The sequence below is a fragment of the Sporosarcina beigongshangi genome (assembly GCF_033485195.1).
In the GTDB taxonomy this organism is placed as follows: domain Bacteria; phylum Bacillota; class Bacilli; order Bacillales_A; family Planococcaceae; genus Sporosarcina; species Sporosarcina beigongshangi.
Genome location: NZ_JAWLIR010000026.1, coordinates 60,890 through 72,596, shown reverse-complemented (window position 1 = coordinate 72,596; position 11,707 = coordinate 60,890). Strand labels below are relative to the sequence as shown.

Genomic DNA, 11,707 nt, shown 5'->3' with positions numbered 1-11,707 from the left:
GAGAGTTCAACTGATTATCTGGTTATGCGGAAGTGTCCAAGGAAAAGTAACAAGTGTGCAACTAAATCTTAGGAGTGTCCAACCAAAGTGGGAAAGAGTGCAACCAAGCTGAGAGTGTGCAACCAAATCTGAGAAGTGTCCAACGAAAATAGGAAAGTGTGCAACCAAGCTGAAAGTGTCCAACGAAAAGTGGAAAGTCTCCAACGAAACCAGTGAAGTGTGCAACGAAATCGGAAAAGTGTCCAACGAAGCAGAAAGTGTCCAACAAAAAAGTGGAAAGTTTCCAACGAAACCAGTGAAGTGTGCAACGAAATCGGAAAAGTGTCCAACGAAGCAGAAAGTGTCCAACAAAAAAGTGGAAAGTTTCCAACGAAACCAGTGAAGTGTGCAACGAAATCGGAAAAGTGTCCAACGAAGCAGAAAGTGTCCAACCAAAAGTGAAAAGTCTCCAACGAAATCGGGCAAGTGTCCAACGAAAAGTGAAATGACTCCAACGAAAAAACGCCAAGAGGATATTGCAAAATCCCCTGGCATTTCTCTATTGTATTACACTTCAGTTGTCGTAATTGCTGGTGCGTCAAAACGGTTTTTTGCGCCGTGCATGACAGGTCCGACATATTCGTTTAGCTTCCAGCCGTTGGCAATTGCGGCGGAGACGAATTTTTTCGCTTCCAATACAGCTTCTTTCACTGCTAAACCATTTGCGAGATTCGCTGTGATGGCTGCTGCAAACGTACAGCCTGCACCGTGATTATAATGTGTTGTAGTCTTTTCTGCTTCGAGCAGTGTGAACGTTGTACCATCGTAAAATAGGTCTACCGCTTTAGCATGCTCAAGCTGCTTGCCGCCTTTGATGACAACGTTACGAGCGCCTAGTGAATGGATTTTCGCCGCGACTGTTTTCATATCCTCAATCGTTTTAGGTGTTTTTGTTCCTGCAAGCTGTCCTGCTTCGAACAAGTTTGGTGTGACGATTTCTGCTTTTGGTAGAAGGAACTCCACCATTGCGCCAACTGTACCAGGGTTCAGTACTTCATCTTCGCCTTTGCAAACCATAACTGGGTCGATGACAACATGGTCAAGACCGGACTCTGCAATCGCGCTACCCGCAATTTCAATGATTTCCTCCGTGCTAAGCATACCTGTTTTAATAGCATCGATGCCTGTCGAAAGAGCTGTTTTAATTTGCGCCTTCAAGACATCAACAGGTAATGAATACACGCCGTGAGACCAGCTATTGTCTGGGTCCATCGTGACGACGACAGTAACAGCCGTCATGCCATATGTTCCATGCTCCTGGAATGTTTTTAAATCGGCCTGAATTCCAGCACCGCCTGATGTATCGGAACCTGCGATTGTTAAAGTTTTTTTCAACGTCATAATTGAAGTCTCCTTTTGTTTGGAATGAATTATGAATGTAATCTTATCAAATAACTCCAAAATTACAAAGGTGGAATGTCTTCAGCAGTCATCATTTTAATAATGGAATACGTGAGAAGCATTGCAATCAGGAATACCACGACAGCACTTATGAAATGGGTGTTTATCATCAGCCCGACAGCAAGTGCGACAAGCACGAGGATTCCACTACCAAACAGAATAAGGAAAATAACGAGCCCGATATTTTTAGAGCGTTCAGGTATGTTTTCGCTTTGCTTTGCAGCAGCTGCTATTTTTTTGATTTTTTCTCGTAATTGTATATCTGCCATATGCATCTCTCCCTCAGACAATCGTACCATGTCTTTCTAGTTGTTTGCACCGCAACTTTCCTATAATGTAAACGTATAAGATAGTGTCGAAAGAAGTGGAAAAGAGGGATGATATGAAAAAAGGAAAGAAAACGGATGATAGAGAGCAGTTGTTAAAAGAATTACAAGCTGCTCAAAAGGAATCAGCGGTGACGGTGGATGAAGTCAGTGACCGACCATTTGGCTTTTGGCGGGCTGGGAAACTATTCTTTTCAGTATGGAAAAAATCATTTATAGTCATCGCGTTGCTGATTATATTACTCATTGTCAGTTTACCGTTTATCACATTTTTTATACTTAAACAAGGTAGCACATATACGGAACAGAAGGGTGCGTTTTTAGAGCAAATCCAAGAATTGAACGAGCTTGCCACAGCGGAGGCTTATACGAAAGTCATTCTTGAGCGCGAAGATAATAAGTTGTTTGGACAAAGCATCGGACTTAATTTGCCAGGCACGAAACGCCAGCTGCTAGTTGTCATTCCGGGATCCGTAAAGGCGGGCGTCAACATGTCTGGTTTGACAGAAAAAGATGTTGTGATTGATGAAGAGAATAAAACGGCCAAGCTGACATTACCGCCTGCAACTTTTTTAGGTGGGGCAGAAATTTATTTTGATAAAGTAGAAGTATACTCCTATGAAGGGCTTTTCCGTGAAAAAGCGGATATCAAAGAGGGCTATGAGATTGCTGAGGAAGCGAAAGAGCTGATATTGGAAGAAACGGTGGGACAAGGCGTGCTAACGATGGCGCAACAGAATGCCGAAAAGACGCTGCGGGAAATGTTTTCATTCGCAGGGTATGATGTGACAATTGAGTTTAAGGACAAGATGAATGATGAATAAAAAGATTTTCGGTAATGACTGGGATACAGTGTTGCAGGAAGAATTTACGAAACCGTATTATGTGAAGTTGCAACAATTTCTTGAAAAAGAATATGAAAAGCAAACGATTTATCCACAAATGGATGATGTTTGGACGGCTTTTCAATACACACTGTTCAATGAGGTGAAGGTTGTCATTTTAGGACAAGATCCGTATCACGGACCTGGACAAGCGCATGGGTTGAGCTTTTCTGTGCAGCCAGGCGTGAAAATTCCGCCAAGTTTGCGCAATATGTTTAAGGAGCTGTCGGCAGATATTGGTTGTGCGATTCCCGAAAGTGGAACGTTGACTGGCTGGGCGCAGCAAGGTGTACTCATGCTGAATACGGTGTTGACCGTGCAGCAAGGACAAGCTCATTCACATCGTAAGCAGGGGTGGGAAACATTTACGGATGGGGTCATTCGGAAGTTGTCAGAACGAGAAAAGCCGATTGTGTTCGTTTTATGGGGGCGCCCTGCACAGGAGAAGAAAAAGCTGATTGATTTATCACGACATGCGGTAATCGAATCGGTTCATCCCAGCCCACTTAGCGCAAGTCGTGGATTTCTTGGCAGTCGTCCGTATTCGGCGACTAATGAGATTTTAAAGTCGTGGGATGAAGGGATGATTGATTGGAGTAGAACGGGTGGAGTGCTTTAATTTACACGTCTACCGTGATAAAGTGGAAATGAATAGAGGTGACCGAAATGGCTGTCAATTGTTTTCAATGCCAGCATTTCTTTGTAACTTGGGACCGGCGAAATCCGCGTGGATGTAAGGCGTACGAGTTCAAAACACGGGAATTGCCGTCGGTCGTCGTGAAGCGATCATCTGGCATGGATTGTTTGAAATTTTTACAAAAGAAGGGGGATGTGAAACGGTGATTTCATATGACCGCATCATCTCAGAAATGGAACGCCAATTGGGCGTGGCGAAGCGTGCAATTGATGAGCGCACCATGCGTGAGGCTTTGTCGGCAATTAGGTCACTCTGTGAAGTTGCGATTGGCGAAAATAGTGCTAGGCAAGAAGAGAAGATTGTCCCGAAAACGATTATAGCACCCGATGTACAGTCCATATCTTCATTAGAAGGAAAGCCGCTTGTGGAAGATGATGCAAACGGTGGCTCGTTATTTGATTTTTGATTGATTCATAACAAGAAAGTAGGAAAAAACAATGCCATTTTTCATTATCGCAGGTGCTGTCAACGCAGCAATTGCTGTCGCGCTCGGTGCGTTTGGTGCACACGCACTAAAGGAAAAGCTCTCTGAACATTATTTAGCTATTTGGGAAACGGCTGTCCAGTATCAAATGTTTCATGCAATTGGACTGCTTGCTGTCGGAATCCTCATGAGCTCATCGCTGCTCGGCGCATCGACACAGTTAACATGGGCGGGTTATTTACTGCTTGCAGGCATCATCATATTCTCAGGTAGCTTATATGTATTGAGTCTATCAGGAATCGGTATACTCGGCGCTATCACGCCAATTGGCGGCGTTGCATTCATCGCAGGTTGGATTATGTTGATAATCGCAGCGGTTAAATATACAAACTAATATTGAACAATGAACACAAAAATCTTCCGTGAGCCCTACTAGGCAGACGGAAGATTTTTTATCTTCATTCGGCAGAAGACCCCAACCTCTATAGGGGAGATGAATGCGGTTTTGTATCCCTATTCAGCAGGTGTCATAACACCTACCGGATCAAGATAAAGCCTCCGGCGTAATTGATTCAAGCTTGAGGGAAATAGTTTATTTTACCCGTAAACTCTGCGTAATCAAAATAAATCATAGGGAATAGGAATTCATGGCCGGTTGCTGTTTCGTTTAGGATGACGTGGTCGCGACCGGCAGCTACGACAGTTCCAACAATGCGTTTTGTATTCACGCCAGACTCTAGTGCATGTTCAAAGGAGAAATTAAAGATACCGGGTTGACCAATGTTCAGCCGTAAAATGTTTTCGATGTATGACTGCTCGCGTGCGGGTGGCCCTGGGAGTGGCCCGACAGACATGCCAGGACTAGGAGGTCTTCCGCCGTTTGGAATTGTGACTGGTGGCGGTGTGATATGTTGATTTTGATAGGTAGGGTTCCAATAATATTGGACCATTTCTTCATCCTTTCAGATTGTGATTTAGATAGTTTTAAACGGTAGGGCAGTCTGCTACTGTCGGTGAAAAGAAACAGTGTGACTTAAATCTGCCAGTATTCCATTGGCCATACCATTGTGCGGGACATTCGCCGGCTGGCATGAAAAACCATAAGGACCGCTCGCCAGGGGTGAAGCGTTCCCCGTTAATCACTCGTCTTGCAAGATTTCTATCCATTTCGCGTGCTCGCTGATAAAAATAACTTTTTGTCGTCGCTTCAAAGCCGCCGGGACGCTGGAATACCATCTCTTCCAAATTACGAATGTCTCTGAAATCTAGACAATCTGCAAGTACACGGTTTACGCCAACATTACCGACCAAGAGCATTCCTAATTGACCATCGCCCTCTGCTTCCGCCCGCATGAGCCGTGCCAGCATATCCAATTGAGCCTCGTTATATTTTACCACCGCCACGAAATAACCCCCTTGGGGAATCATATGCAGTGTATGCCTCATAAATGCCTACTGACAGAAAAAACCGTTCAACTGAACGCGGTCAGTTGAACGGTTGGATGTGGAATTACTTACAAATTGAAAAACTCCGCTTTTTTATCGCCCTCTAAAATCGTACCGACAAAGAATGAGCCGAACTCCGCATAGCGAGCACTTACTTCATCAAAACGCATTTCATAGATCAATTTTTTGAACTGTAGAACATCATCTGAGAACAATGTGACAGCCCATTCGTAGTCGTCAAAACCGACAGAACCAGAAATGATTTGCTTCACTTTCCCTGCATAACTACGGCCTATTAAACCGTGATCGCGCATTAATGCTTTACGTTTGTCCATATCAAGTGTGTACCAGTTCACGTCACCATCACGCTTTTTATCCATTGGATAGAAGCAGATATATTGGCTGCGTTGTAGCTCAGGATACAAACGTCCACGAACGTATGGGTTTTGGTAAGGGTCTTCAGTAGACTCGCCTGCCAGATAGTTCGACAATTCAACAACGGACACATAAGAGTATGCTGGAATTGTAAAATCAGCGATTGCGAGTTTATTAAATTCTGTTTCAAGTGCTTGGATTTCGTCCATTGTTGGACGTAATGTCATCAGCATGAAATCTGCCTTTTGACCAACTACTGTATAAAAAGCATGTGCGCCTGTTTTTTCATCATCTGCTTGTTGGAGTTTTTCGAGATAGACAAGAAATTCCTCCACTGCTGCTTGGCGTTGCTCTGGTGAAATCCGTTTCCATGATGCCCAGTCCATTGTGCGTAAATCGTGTAGTACGTACCAGCCATCCAGTGTTTGTGCTGCTTCAATCATATGAAATCAAACTCCTTCATCATGAATTTACTTCTCAATCGAGTGTAGCATAGTTGGATGAGAAAACGCTGTTGAAATGTGTCGTTGTCACGAATTTGACATGAAGTGTCCTACTGTTATCGACGACTTAAGTCGTGTATGCTAAGTGTATAAGATAGCGAAGAAAGGTGATAGAGATGACAAATCTTTTTACGAACATTCAAGATAGCTTACGTGACCATGAAAAAACGATTATTTTACCTGAAGGAACAGATGCACGCGTACTAGAAGCGGCGTCGCGACTTCAGACTGAAGGACTTGTGAAACCTATATTGCTTGGCAATGAAGTAGAAGTGATACAAGCGGCAAGTGTAGCAGCAATAGATATTTCAGCAATAACAATTATTGATCCGGTGAAGGCACCTTATTTCGAAGAGCTTGCTGAAAAGTTCGTTGAACGCCGCAATGGAAAAGCTACTTTGGAGCAAGCGCGCGAGCAATTGAAGGATGTCAATTACTTTGGCACGATGCTGATTTTCACAGGGCGTGCAGATGGACTCGTCAGCGGTGCTGTCCATTCGACAGCAGACACAGTGCGTCCAGCACTTCAAATTATTAAAACGAAGCCGGGCATTTCAAGGACAAGCGGAGCGTTTATTATGATGAAGGGCGAGGAGCGCCTAGTCTTTGCAGATTGTGCGATTACAGTTGCACCGACAGCGCAAGAGCTAGCGGAAATTGCAGTGGCTAGTGCGAAAACGGCACAATCCTTCGGCATTGACCCACGCGTCGCGATGTTGAGTTTTTCGACGAAGGGTTCAGCTGTCACACCAGAAACGGAGAAGGTAGCAGAGGCAGTGGCAATCGCCAAAGAAATTGCACCCGATTTACCACTGGATGGTGAATTTCAATTTGATGCGGCCTATGTACCAGAAATTGCTGCCAAAAAAGCCCCAGGTTCAATTATTCAAGGGGATGCCAATGTCTTCGTCTTCCCATCACTTGAAGCAGGGAATATCGGCTATAAATTAACAGAGCGCCTCGGTGGCTACGAGGCGATTGGACCGATTTTGCAAGGATTGAATGCACCAGTCAACGACCTATCCCGCGGTTGTTCGGCAGACGATGTTTACAAGCTAGCCCTTATCACTGCGGCACAAAGTCTATAAGTAGGAGAATTTCAAATGGCACACTATGAATCATTGTTACAAATTCCACAATGGCGCCTCATAGATGAATCTATGACAGCGCGCACTCGTTCTGCGTTAGAGTCTTTCGCTGCGGACGATACGCTTTGTCAGCTCGTCGGACAACAAATGAGTAGTCCAACTGTGCGCACATGGGTGCATGACAAAACTGTCGTTCTCGGCATTCAAGATCATCGTCTTCCGCATATCGCAGAAGCCATTCCGATGCTTGAGAATGCAGGGTACAACGTCATTGTGCGTAACTCGGGTGGTCTCGCAGTCGTACTTGATAATGGAGTATTGAATATATCCCTTGTGTTATCGGAACGCGACGGTGCTATCGACATTCCGGCAGGCTACGAAGCGATGCTGGCATTCGTTCGTAAACTCTTTCCGGAGGCAGGTGACCGTATCGAGGCTTATGAAATTGTTGGCTCATACTGTCCTGGCTCATACGATCTTAGCATTGGCGGGCGTAAATTCGCCGGTATTTCACAGCGGAGATTGCGCCAAGGTATCGCTGTGCAAGTCTATTTATGCATCGAAGGCAGCGGGGCTGAACGGGCTGAATTGATTCGAGACTTGTATGAGATTGGTTTGCAGGGGGCAGAGACAAAGTTCAGTTACCCGGTTATCAAGCCTGAAGTGATGGCCTCTCTCGCACAATTACTAGAGCTGCCGCTTACCGTCAATGATGTCGTCATTCGTCTGCAGCTGTTGCTGCGCGAGCTCGCCGAAGAAGTAGAAATGGGCGGCTTCAAACCGGAGGAAATGGAACTCTACACATTTTATTTAAATCGTGTAGTTGAACGTAATCAAAAAATGTTGGTGCATGAGTGACAAAAGTGTCGTTATGATTGAACTAAACAACGTTTTTGCCGAAGTATTTAACGTTATCGCAAAACTAAACAACGTTTTTGCTGAAGTATTCAACGTTATCGTAAAACTAAACAACGTTCTCCCTAATCAGCCGCAAGAAAAAACCGCCAATCAGTGATTGATTGGCGGTTCTTTGCTGACCAGGTTACCGTTTTGCTCCATCGTAAAGACAGGAGCAGTGCGATCTGTTTCGTCTTCGAGTGTTACGAGACGGCGGGCACGATTCATAATTTGAACGAATTGCTCATAATCAGAGCGTAGTGTTTTGTTTTCCTGTTGAAGCTTTTCGATTTCTTTTTCAAGCCTATCCGACTTATCGGTGGCGATTTTGGCGGTTTGTCTCCAACGCAATGACTCGCTATCGCCAACGCCTGTGTGATGCATTCGGACGAGGTAGGCAATAACTGTATCGAGCGATAATGCCGATAAAGGAACGGCTGTCATTTGGTCTTCTTGATTCCCCTGAGAAGGGCTATACAATTGCTGTCCACGTCGTTTGAAATCCTTGCCAAGGACACGAATGGCTTGCTTACGCTCTTTTTTTGCATCAACTAGCTCTTTTTCATAGTCCTGTCTGACGACGGCATTCCACCTGAATCCACAAGCAGCAGCAGTTCGGTTGAGCGCATCGCCGACTTCCTCAAAGGCGCTTAGCTGTGTGCTCCCCTCACGAACATGTCGCAACACCGTCTCTGCCAATAAAATATCGTTCTCTTCAATCCAAGCATCCTGTCTAACTTTCACCATTTCCGTGCCTCCTACCATATGTTCATAGTTTCTTTCTACGATCAGTGTGGACAGGGTTGCTCTATTTTATTCATAAGGAAAAAAGCATTCTATCTTTTATTTCATTCAAATGATTCTTTTTCCATCTTCCAACCAGGAGCAGGATTGACTATACTAAGAATATTGAGTTGATTTGAAACTACGCAGTGGCGTAATTGATTGGAGGTGCATGATGGATTACAAAGATGAAAAACTAATCGAAGAAAAAGTTTTCAAAGACCCGGTGCACCGCTATATCCATGTGCGCGACAAAGTCATTTGGGACGTAATTGGTACAAGCGAATTCCAACGTCTTCGCCGGATTCGGCAGCTTGGGACGACTTATCTTGTGTTTCACGGTGCAGAACATAGTCGGTTCCATCATTCACTAGGTGTCTATGAAATCGTTCGACGCATCATTGATGATGGTTTTAGTCATAGACCCGAATGGAACAATGAGGAACGACTTGTCACATTATGCGCAGCGCTGTTACATGATCTTGGACATGGTCCGTTTTCGCATGCATTTGAAAAGGTATTCAATCTCGATCACGAACAATTTACACAAGCCATTTTGCTAGGCGATACGGAAGTGAATGGTGTACTCCGATGTGTGGCACCTGATTTCCCGCAAAAAGTAGCGGATGTTATCGGAAAAACGTATCCAGATAAGCTTGTGATCAGCCTTATATCCAGCCAAATTGACGCGGACCGAATGGATTATTTACAGCGGGATGCTTATTTTACCGGTGTATCATACGGGCATTTTGATATGGAGCGTATTTTGCGTGTCATGCGACCAGCAGAAGAACAAGCAGTCATTAAATATAGCGGGATGCACGCCGTGGAAGATTACATCATGAGCCGTTACCAAATGTATTGGCAAGTTTATTTTCATCCTGTATCACGCAGCGCAGAAGTCATTTTGACGAAAATTTTACATCGCGCAAAGCATTTACACGATGAGGGTTATATTTTCAAACAAGAACCGACCCATTTTCGTTCGTTTTTTGATCGGACATTCGAACTGGAGGATTATATAGCACTCGATGAAAGTATTTTATTGACCTATTTTCAGATTTGGATGAAGGAAGAGGACGCGATTCTCTCAGATCTTTGCTATCGGTTTATTAACAGAAGGCTCTTCCAATATGCAGAATTCGACCCAGCGACGGAATACCGGAAAATTGGTGAGCTGGAACAATTGTTTAAACAGGCAGGCATTGATCCAACTTATTATCTTGTCGCAGATTCATCGTCAGATTTACCGTATGATTTCTATCGCCCAGGTGAAGAAAATGAGCGTCTACCGATCTACCTGCAAATGCCAAACGGCGACTTGAGCGAGTTATCACGGTCATCGGATATCGTAGATGCGATTTCGGGTAAAAAACGAACAGATCATAAAATCTATTTCCCGGAAGACTTGTTGAATGAAGGGAAAGACCAAAATCCGTTATACAGAAAAATTTTACATATATTAGAAGGGTAGAAGGGAGTGGTTCTCTTGTTGCAGGAGCATGCCAAGATTGTGCAATTCATTTCAATTGCGAATGAAGTGAAGGGTAGAAAAAAGATACAAAAAATGATTTATATCGCAAAAAAGATGAATTTCCCGTTTGCAGAAAAATATGAACTGCATATGTATGGTCCTTATTCAGAGGAATTGACGCTACGTATAGAGGAACTATGCGCGATGGGTTTTCTGGCGGAACAATGTGTGGACAAGGGCTCGTATGTTCAATATAGCTATACAACGACGGAGGAAGGGACAAGTTTTCTTGAAACAGCCAAAACTCCGCATGAAACACTAGCAGTTTGTGTAGATATGATGAATGGTAAAAGCTCGAGGTTCCTTGAACTAGTATCGACATTGCTCTATTTCGATCACCTCGATAAGAATGAGCAGATAGCAAAAGTGCACATTGTAAAAAGTAAGTTGAACTTCTCTGAGCAGGAGATGTCGGATGCATTCGACTTCATCGCTGAACTGCAACGCTGTTCTGTGCAATGAAATAAGGCTGTCCCATTTGAACTCGAAAATGGGACAGCCTATTTTTAATGAAGAATTATTGATCACTAAAACGTTTTCCAGCGACAGCATAATGATTTGTTGGCATTTCTTCGATAAAGACGACAACGTTTTCGACAGGCGCGCCAGTTGTTTCAGCAACAGCCTCCGTTACTTTTTCGCAAAGTGCGCGTTTTTGCTCCTCTGTACGACCTTCCAACATCTTTACAGTTACATAAGGCATTCCAGTTCCCCCTCTCCGCATATATTCGGTATAGTGTATATACTACCAGAGTTGGAGGGGTAACGAATGACGAATGAGCAAAAACCGAAACAAAAAATGGGTTTCACTATAATAAAAGATGATCCGACCGATGGACATAAAGGATTCGGAATTGGATCATTGTCGTTAGAAAACGTGTCGCCTGTCATTATTGACGTTGATGAAGGGCTTGCCAAGATTGAAATTGGGGCCATGCACGCAAGAAGTGATACGGAGCGCGGCATTAAATTCACACTGAACCGTGAGGACTCGGCTGGCGGTAAACCGTACTGGCTCGTCTGGGTGACGATTGATTTTAAAGAAGATGGTCCTTATTACGCAGGTGTCACAGCTTGTGAAATGGTCGTGAATCGTGAAAAACGTCGCGGCTATAAAGTGCTAGCGGATCACGTCAACCGAATGGATAAGTCGATGAAGCGCCATATTATGGTTGATAATATGGATGATAAATCTAAAAAAATTCTTGCAGATTTTCTTTCAGGCCATAATAAAGAGATGTGGGAGCGCAGTGAAGCGAAGTTACATGCTGATCTCGGTGTAGAATCGCCAGAATTATGAACAATCTGTG

17 protein-coding genes are annotated in these 11,707 nt (G+C 44.1%); 10 read left to right on the top strand and 7 right to left on the bottom strand.

What is annotated here, in order from left to right; genetic code table 11:
* Positions 1–546 precede the first annotated feature (546 nt).
* A complete protein-coding gene (gene thiD / locus R2B77_RS12605) occupies positions 547–1,380 on the bottom strand; it encodes a bifunctional hydroxymethylpyrimidine kinase/phosphomethylpyrimidine kinase (RefSeq protein WP_203248394.1) in 834 nt (277 codons plus the stop codon).
* A gap of 62 nt (positions 1,381–1,442) precedes the next feature.
* Complete coding sequence (locus tag R2B77_RS12600; protein ID WP_203248395.1) at positions 1,443–1,709, bottom strand: hypothetical protein; 267 nt, start codon at positions 1,707–1,709, stop codon at positions 1,443–1,445.
* 113 nt (positions 1,710–1,822) lie between these two features.
* On the opposite strand from R2B77_RS12600, the gene R2B77_RS12595 reads away from it, so the two are divergent.
* The 4 genes from R2B77_RS12595 to R2B77_RS12575 all read left to right on the top strand — a co-directional run bounded on the left by R2B77_RS12595 (position 1,823) and on the right by R2B77_RS12575 (position 4,165).
* The gene (locus R2B77_RS12595; RefSeq protein ID WP_203248396.1) at positions 1,823–2,590 is read left to right on the top strand and encodes a DUF4230 domain-containing protein; all 768 of its coding nucleotides are present in this window, start codon (positions 1,823–1,825) and stop codon (positions 2,588–2,590) included.
* Complete coding sequence (locus R2B77_RS12590) at positions 2,583–3,269, top strand: uracil-DNA glycosylase (protein ID WP_203248397.1); 687 nt, start codon at positions 2,583–2,585, stop codon at positions 3,267–3,269. Before R2B77_RS12595 ends, R2B77_RS12590 begins: the two co-directional genes overlap by 8 nt.
* A gap of 220 nt (positions 3,270–3,489) precedes the next feature.
* Positions 3,490–3,753: a YwdI family protein gene (locus tag R2B77_RS12580; RefSeq protein ID WP_203248398.1), complete on the top strand. Its 264-nt coding sequence runs from the start codon at positions 3,490–3,492 to the stop codon at positions 3,751–3,753.
* A 31-nt stretch (positions 3,754–3,784) separates the two neighbouring features.
* Positions 3,785–4,165, top strand: a complete 381-nt coding sequence (locus R2B77_RS12575) for a DUF423 domain-containing protein (RefSeq protein ID WP_203248399.1) — start codon at positions 3,785–3,787, stop codon at positions 4,163–4,165.
* A gap of 178 nt (positions 4,166–4,343) precedes the next feature.
* On the opposite strand, the gene R2B77_RS12570 is transcribed toward R2B77_RS12575, so the two are convergent.
* The 3 genes from R2B77_RS12570 to hemQ all read right to left on the bottom strand — a co-directional run bounded on the left by R2B77_RS12570 (position 4,344) and on the right by hemQ (position 6,035).
* On the bottom strand, positions 4,344–4,721 hold the full coding sequence (locus R2B77_RS12570; RefSeq protein WP_203248400.1) for a spore coat protein GerQ: 378 nt from the start codon (positions 4,719–4,721) through the stop codon (positions 4,344–4,346).
* Between the two features lie 34 nt (positions 4,722–4,755).
* Positions 4,756–5,199, bottom strand: a complete 444-nt coding sequence (locus tag R2B77_RS12565) for a cell wall hydrolase (RefSeq protein WP_212391745.1) — start codon at positions 5,197–5,199, stop codon at positions 4,756–4,758.
* 86 nt (positions 5,200–5,285) lie between these two features.
* Positions 5,286–6,035, bottom strand: coding sequence for a hydrogen peroxide-dependent heme synthase (gene hemQ, locus R2B77_RS12560; protein WP_203248402.1), 750 nt, complete (start codon positions 6,033–6,035; stop codon positions 5,286–5,288).
* Positions 6,036–6,211: 176 nt separating this feature from the next.
* Here hemQ and pta point away from each other — a divergent pair, with 176 nt between their 5' ends.
* From pta to R2B77_RS12545, 3 genes are read left to right on the top strand one after another with little or no spacing between them, the layout of a single operon-like run.
* Positions 6,212–7,183, top strand: coding sequence for a phosphate acetyltransferase (gene pta / locus R2B77_RS12555; RefSeq protein ID WP_203248403.1), 972 nt, complete (start codon positions 6,212–6,214; stop codon positions 7,181–7,183).
* 15 nt (positions 7,184–7,198) lie between these two features.
* Complete coding sequence (locus tag R2B77_RS12550; RefSeq protein WP_203248404.1) at positions 7,199–8,041, top strand: lipoate--protein ligase family protein; 843 nt, start codon at positions 7,199–7,201, stop codon at positions 8,039–8,041.
* Positions 8,034–8,198, top strand: coding sequence for a hypothetical protein (locus tag R2B77_RS12545; RefSeq protein ID WP_203248405.1), 165 nt, complete (start codon positions 8,034–8,036; stop codon positions 8,196–8,198). Before R2B77_RS12550 ends, R2B77_RS12545 begins: the two co-directional genes overlap by 8 nt.
* Here R2B77_RS12545 and R2B77_RS12540 read toward each other — a convergent pair.
* On the bottom strand, positions 8,192–8,827 hold the full coding sequence (locus R2B77_RS12540) for an RsfA family transcriptional regulator (RefSeq protein WP_212391739.1): 636 nt from the start codon (positions 8,825–8,827) through the stop codon (positions 8,192–8,194). The two genes, R2B77_RS12545 and R2B77_RS12540, sit on opposite strands and share 7 nt — an antisense overlap.
* A gap of 211 nt (positions 8,828–9,038) precedes the next feature.
* Here R2B77_RS12540 and R2B77_RS12535 point away from each other — a divergent pair, with 211 nt between their 5' ends.
* Together R2B77_RS12535 and R2B77_RS12530 are read left to right on the top strand one after the other, a co-directional pair.
* Positions 9,039–10,337 (top strand): HD domain-containing protein, encoded by a 1,299-nt coding sequence (locus R2B77_RS12535; protein WP_203248406.1) that lies wholly within the window; start codon positions 9,039–9,041, stop codon positions 10,335–10,337.
* Between the two features lie 15 nt (positions 10,338–10,352).
* Positions 10,353–10,859 carry a YwgA family protein gene (locus tag R2B77_RS12530; protein WP_203248407.1) on the top strand — a complete coding sequence of 169 codons (507 nt, stop codon included), beginning with the start codon at positions 10,353–10,355 and terminating at the stop codon, positions 10,857–10,859.
* Between the two features lie 55 nt (positions 10,860–10,914).
* On the opposite strand, the gene R2B77_RS12525 is transcribed toward R2B77_RS12530, so the two are convergent.
* A complete protein-coding gene (locus tag R2B77_RS12525) occupies positions 10,915–11,100 on the bottom strand; it encodes a 2-hydroxymuconate tautomerase (protein WP_203248408.1) in 186 nt (61 codons plus the stop codon).
* Between the two features lie 66 nt (positions 11,101–11,166).
* Between R2B77_RS12525 and R2B77_RS12520 the strand changes: the two genes are divergently transcribed.
* Complete coding sequence (locus R2B77_RS12520) at positions 11,167–11,697, top strand: YwhD family protein (RefSeq protein WP_212391741.1); 531 nt, start codon at positions 11,167–11,169, stop codon at positions 11,695–11,697.
* Positions 11,698–11,707 lie beyond the last annotated feature (10 nt).

Bases quoted from the DNA above. Each gene is read 5' to 3' on its own strand.
- R2B77_RS12545 (WP_203248405.1), top strand. From the start codon at position 8,034: ATGAGTGACAAAAGTGTCGTTATGATTGAACTAAACAACGTTTTTGCC.
- R2B77_RS12520 (WP_212391741.1), top strand. From the start codon at position 11,167: ATGACGAATGAGCAAAAACCGAAACAAAAAATGGGTTTCACTATAATA.
- pta (WP_203248403.1), top strand. From the start codon at position 6,212: ATGACAAATCTTTTTACGAACATTCAAGATAGCTTACGTGACCATGAA.
- hemQ (WP_203248402.1), bottom strand. From the start codon at position 6,035: ATGATTGAAGCAGCACAAACACTGGATGGCTGGTACGTACTACACGAT.
- thiD (WP_203248394.1), bottom strand. From the start codon at position 1,380: ATGACGTTGAAAAAAACTTTAACAATCGCAGGTTCCGATACATCAGGC.
- R2B77_RS12600 (WP_203248395.1), bottom strand. From the start codon at position 1,709: ATGGCAGATATACAATTACGAGAAAAAATCAAAAAAATAGCAGCTGCT.
- R2B77_RS12535 (WP_203248406.1), top strand. From the start codon at position 9,039: ATGGATTACAAAGATGAAAAACTAATCGAAGAAAAAGTTTTCAAAGAC.
- R2B77_RS12590 (WP_203248397.1), top strand. From the start codon at position 2,583: ATGAATAAAAAGATTTTCGGTAATGACTGGGATACAGTGTTGCAGGAA.
- R2B77_RS12540 (WP_212391739.1), bottom strand. From the start codon at position 8,827: ATGGTGAAAGTTAGACAGGATGCTTGGATTGAAGAGAACGATATTTTA.
- R2B77_RS12595 (WP_203248396.1), top strand. From the start codon at position 1,823: ATGAAAAAAGGAAAGAAAACGGATGATAGAGAGCAGTTGTTAAAAGAA.
- R2B77_RS12525 (WP_203248408.1), bottom strand. From the start codon at position 11,100: ATGCCTTATGTAACTGTAAAGATGTTGGAAGGTCGTACAGAGGAGCAA.
- R2B77_RS12565 (WP_212391745.1), bottom strand. From the start codon at position 5,199: ATGATTCCCCAAGGGGGTTATTTCGTGGCGGTGGTAAAATATAACGAG.
- R2B77_RS12575 (WP_203248399.1), top strand. From the start codon at position 3,785: ATGCCATTTTTCATTATCGCAGGTGCTGTCAACGCAGCAATTGCTGTC.
- R2B77_RS12550 (WP_203248404.1), top strand. From the start codon at position 7,199: ATGGCACACTATGAATCATTGTTACAAATTCCACAATGGCGCCTCATA.
- R2B77_RS12570 (WP_203248400.1), bottom strand. From the start codon at position 4,721: ATGGTCCAATATTATTGGAACCCTACCTATCAAAATCAACATATCACA.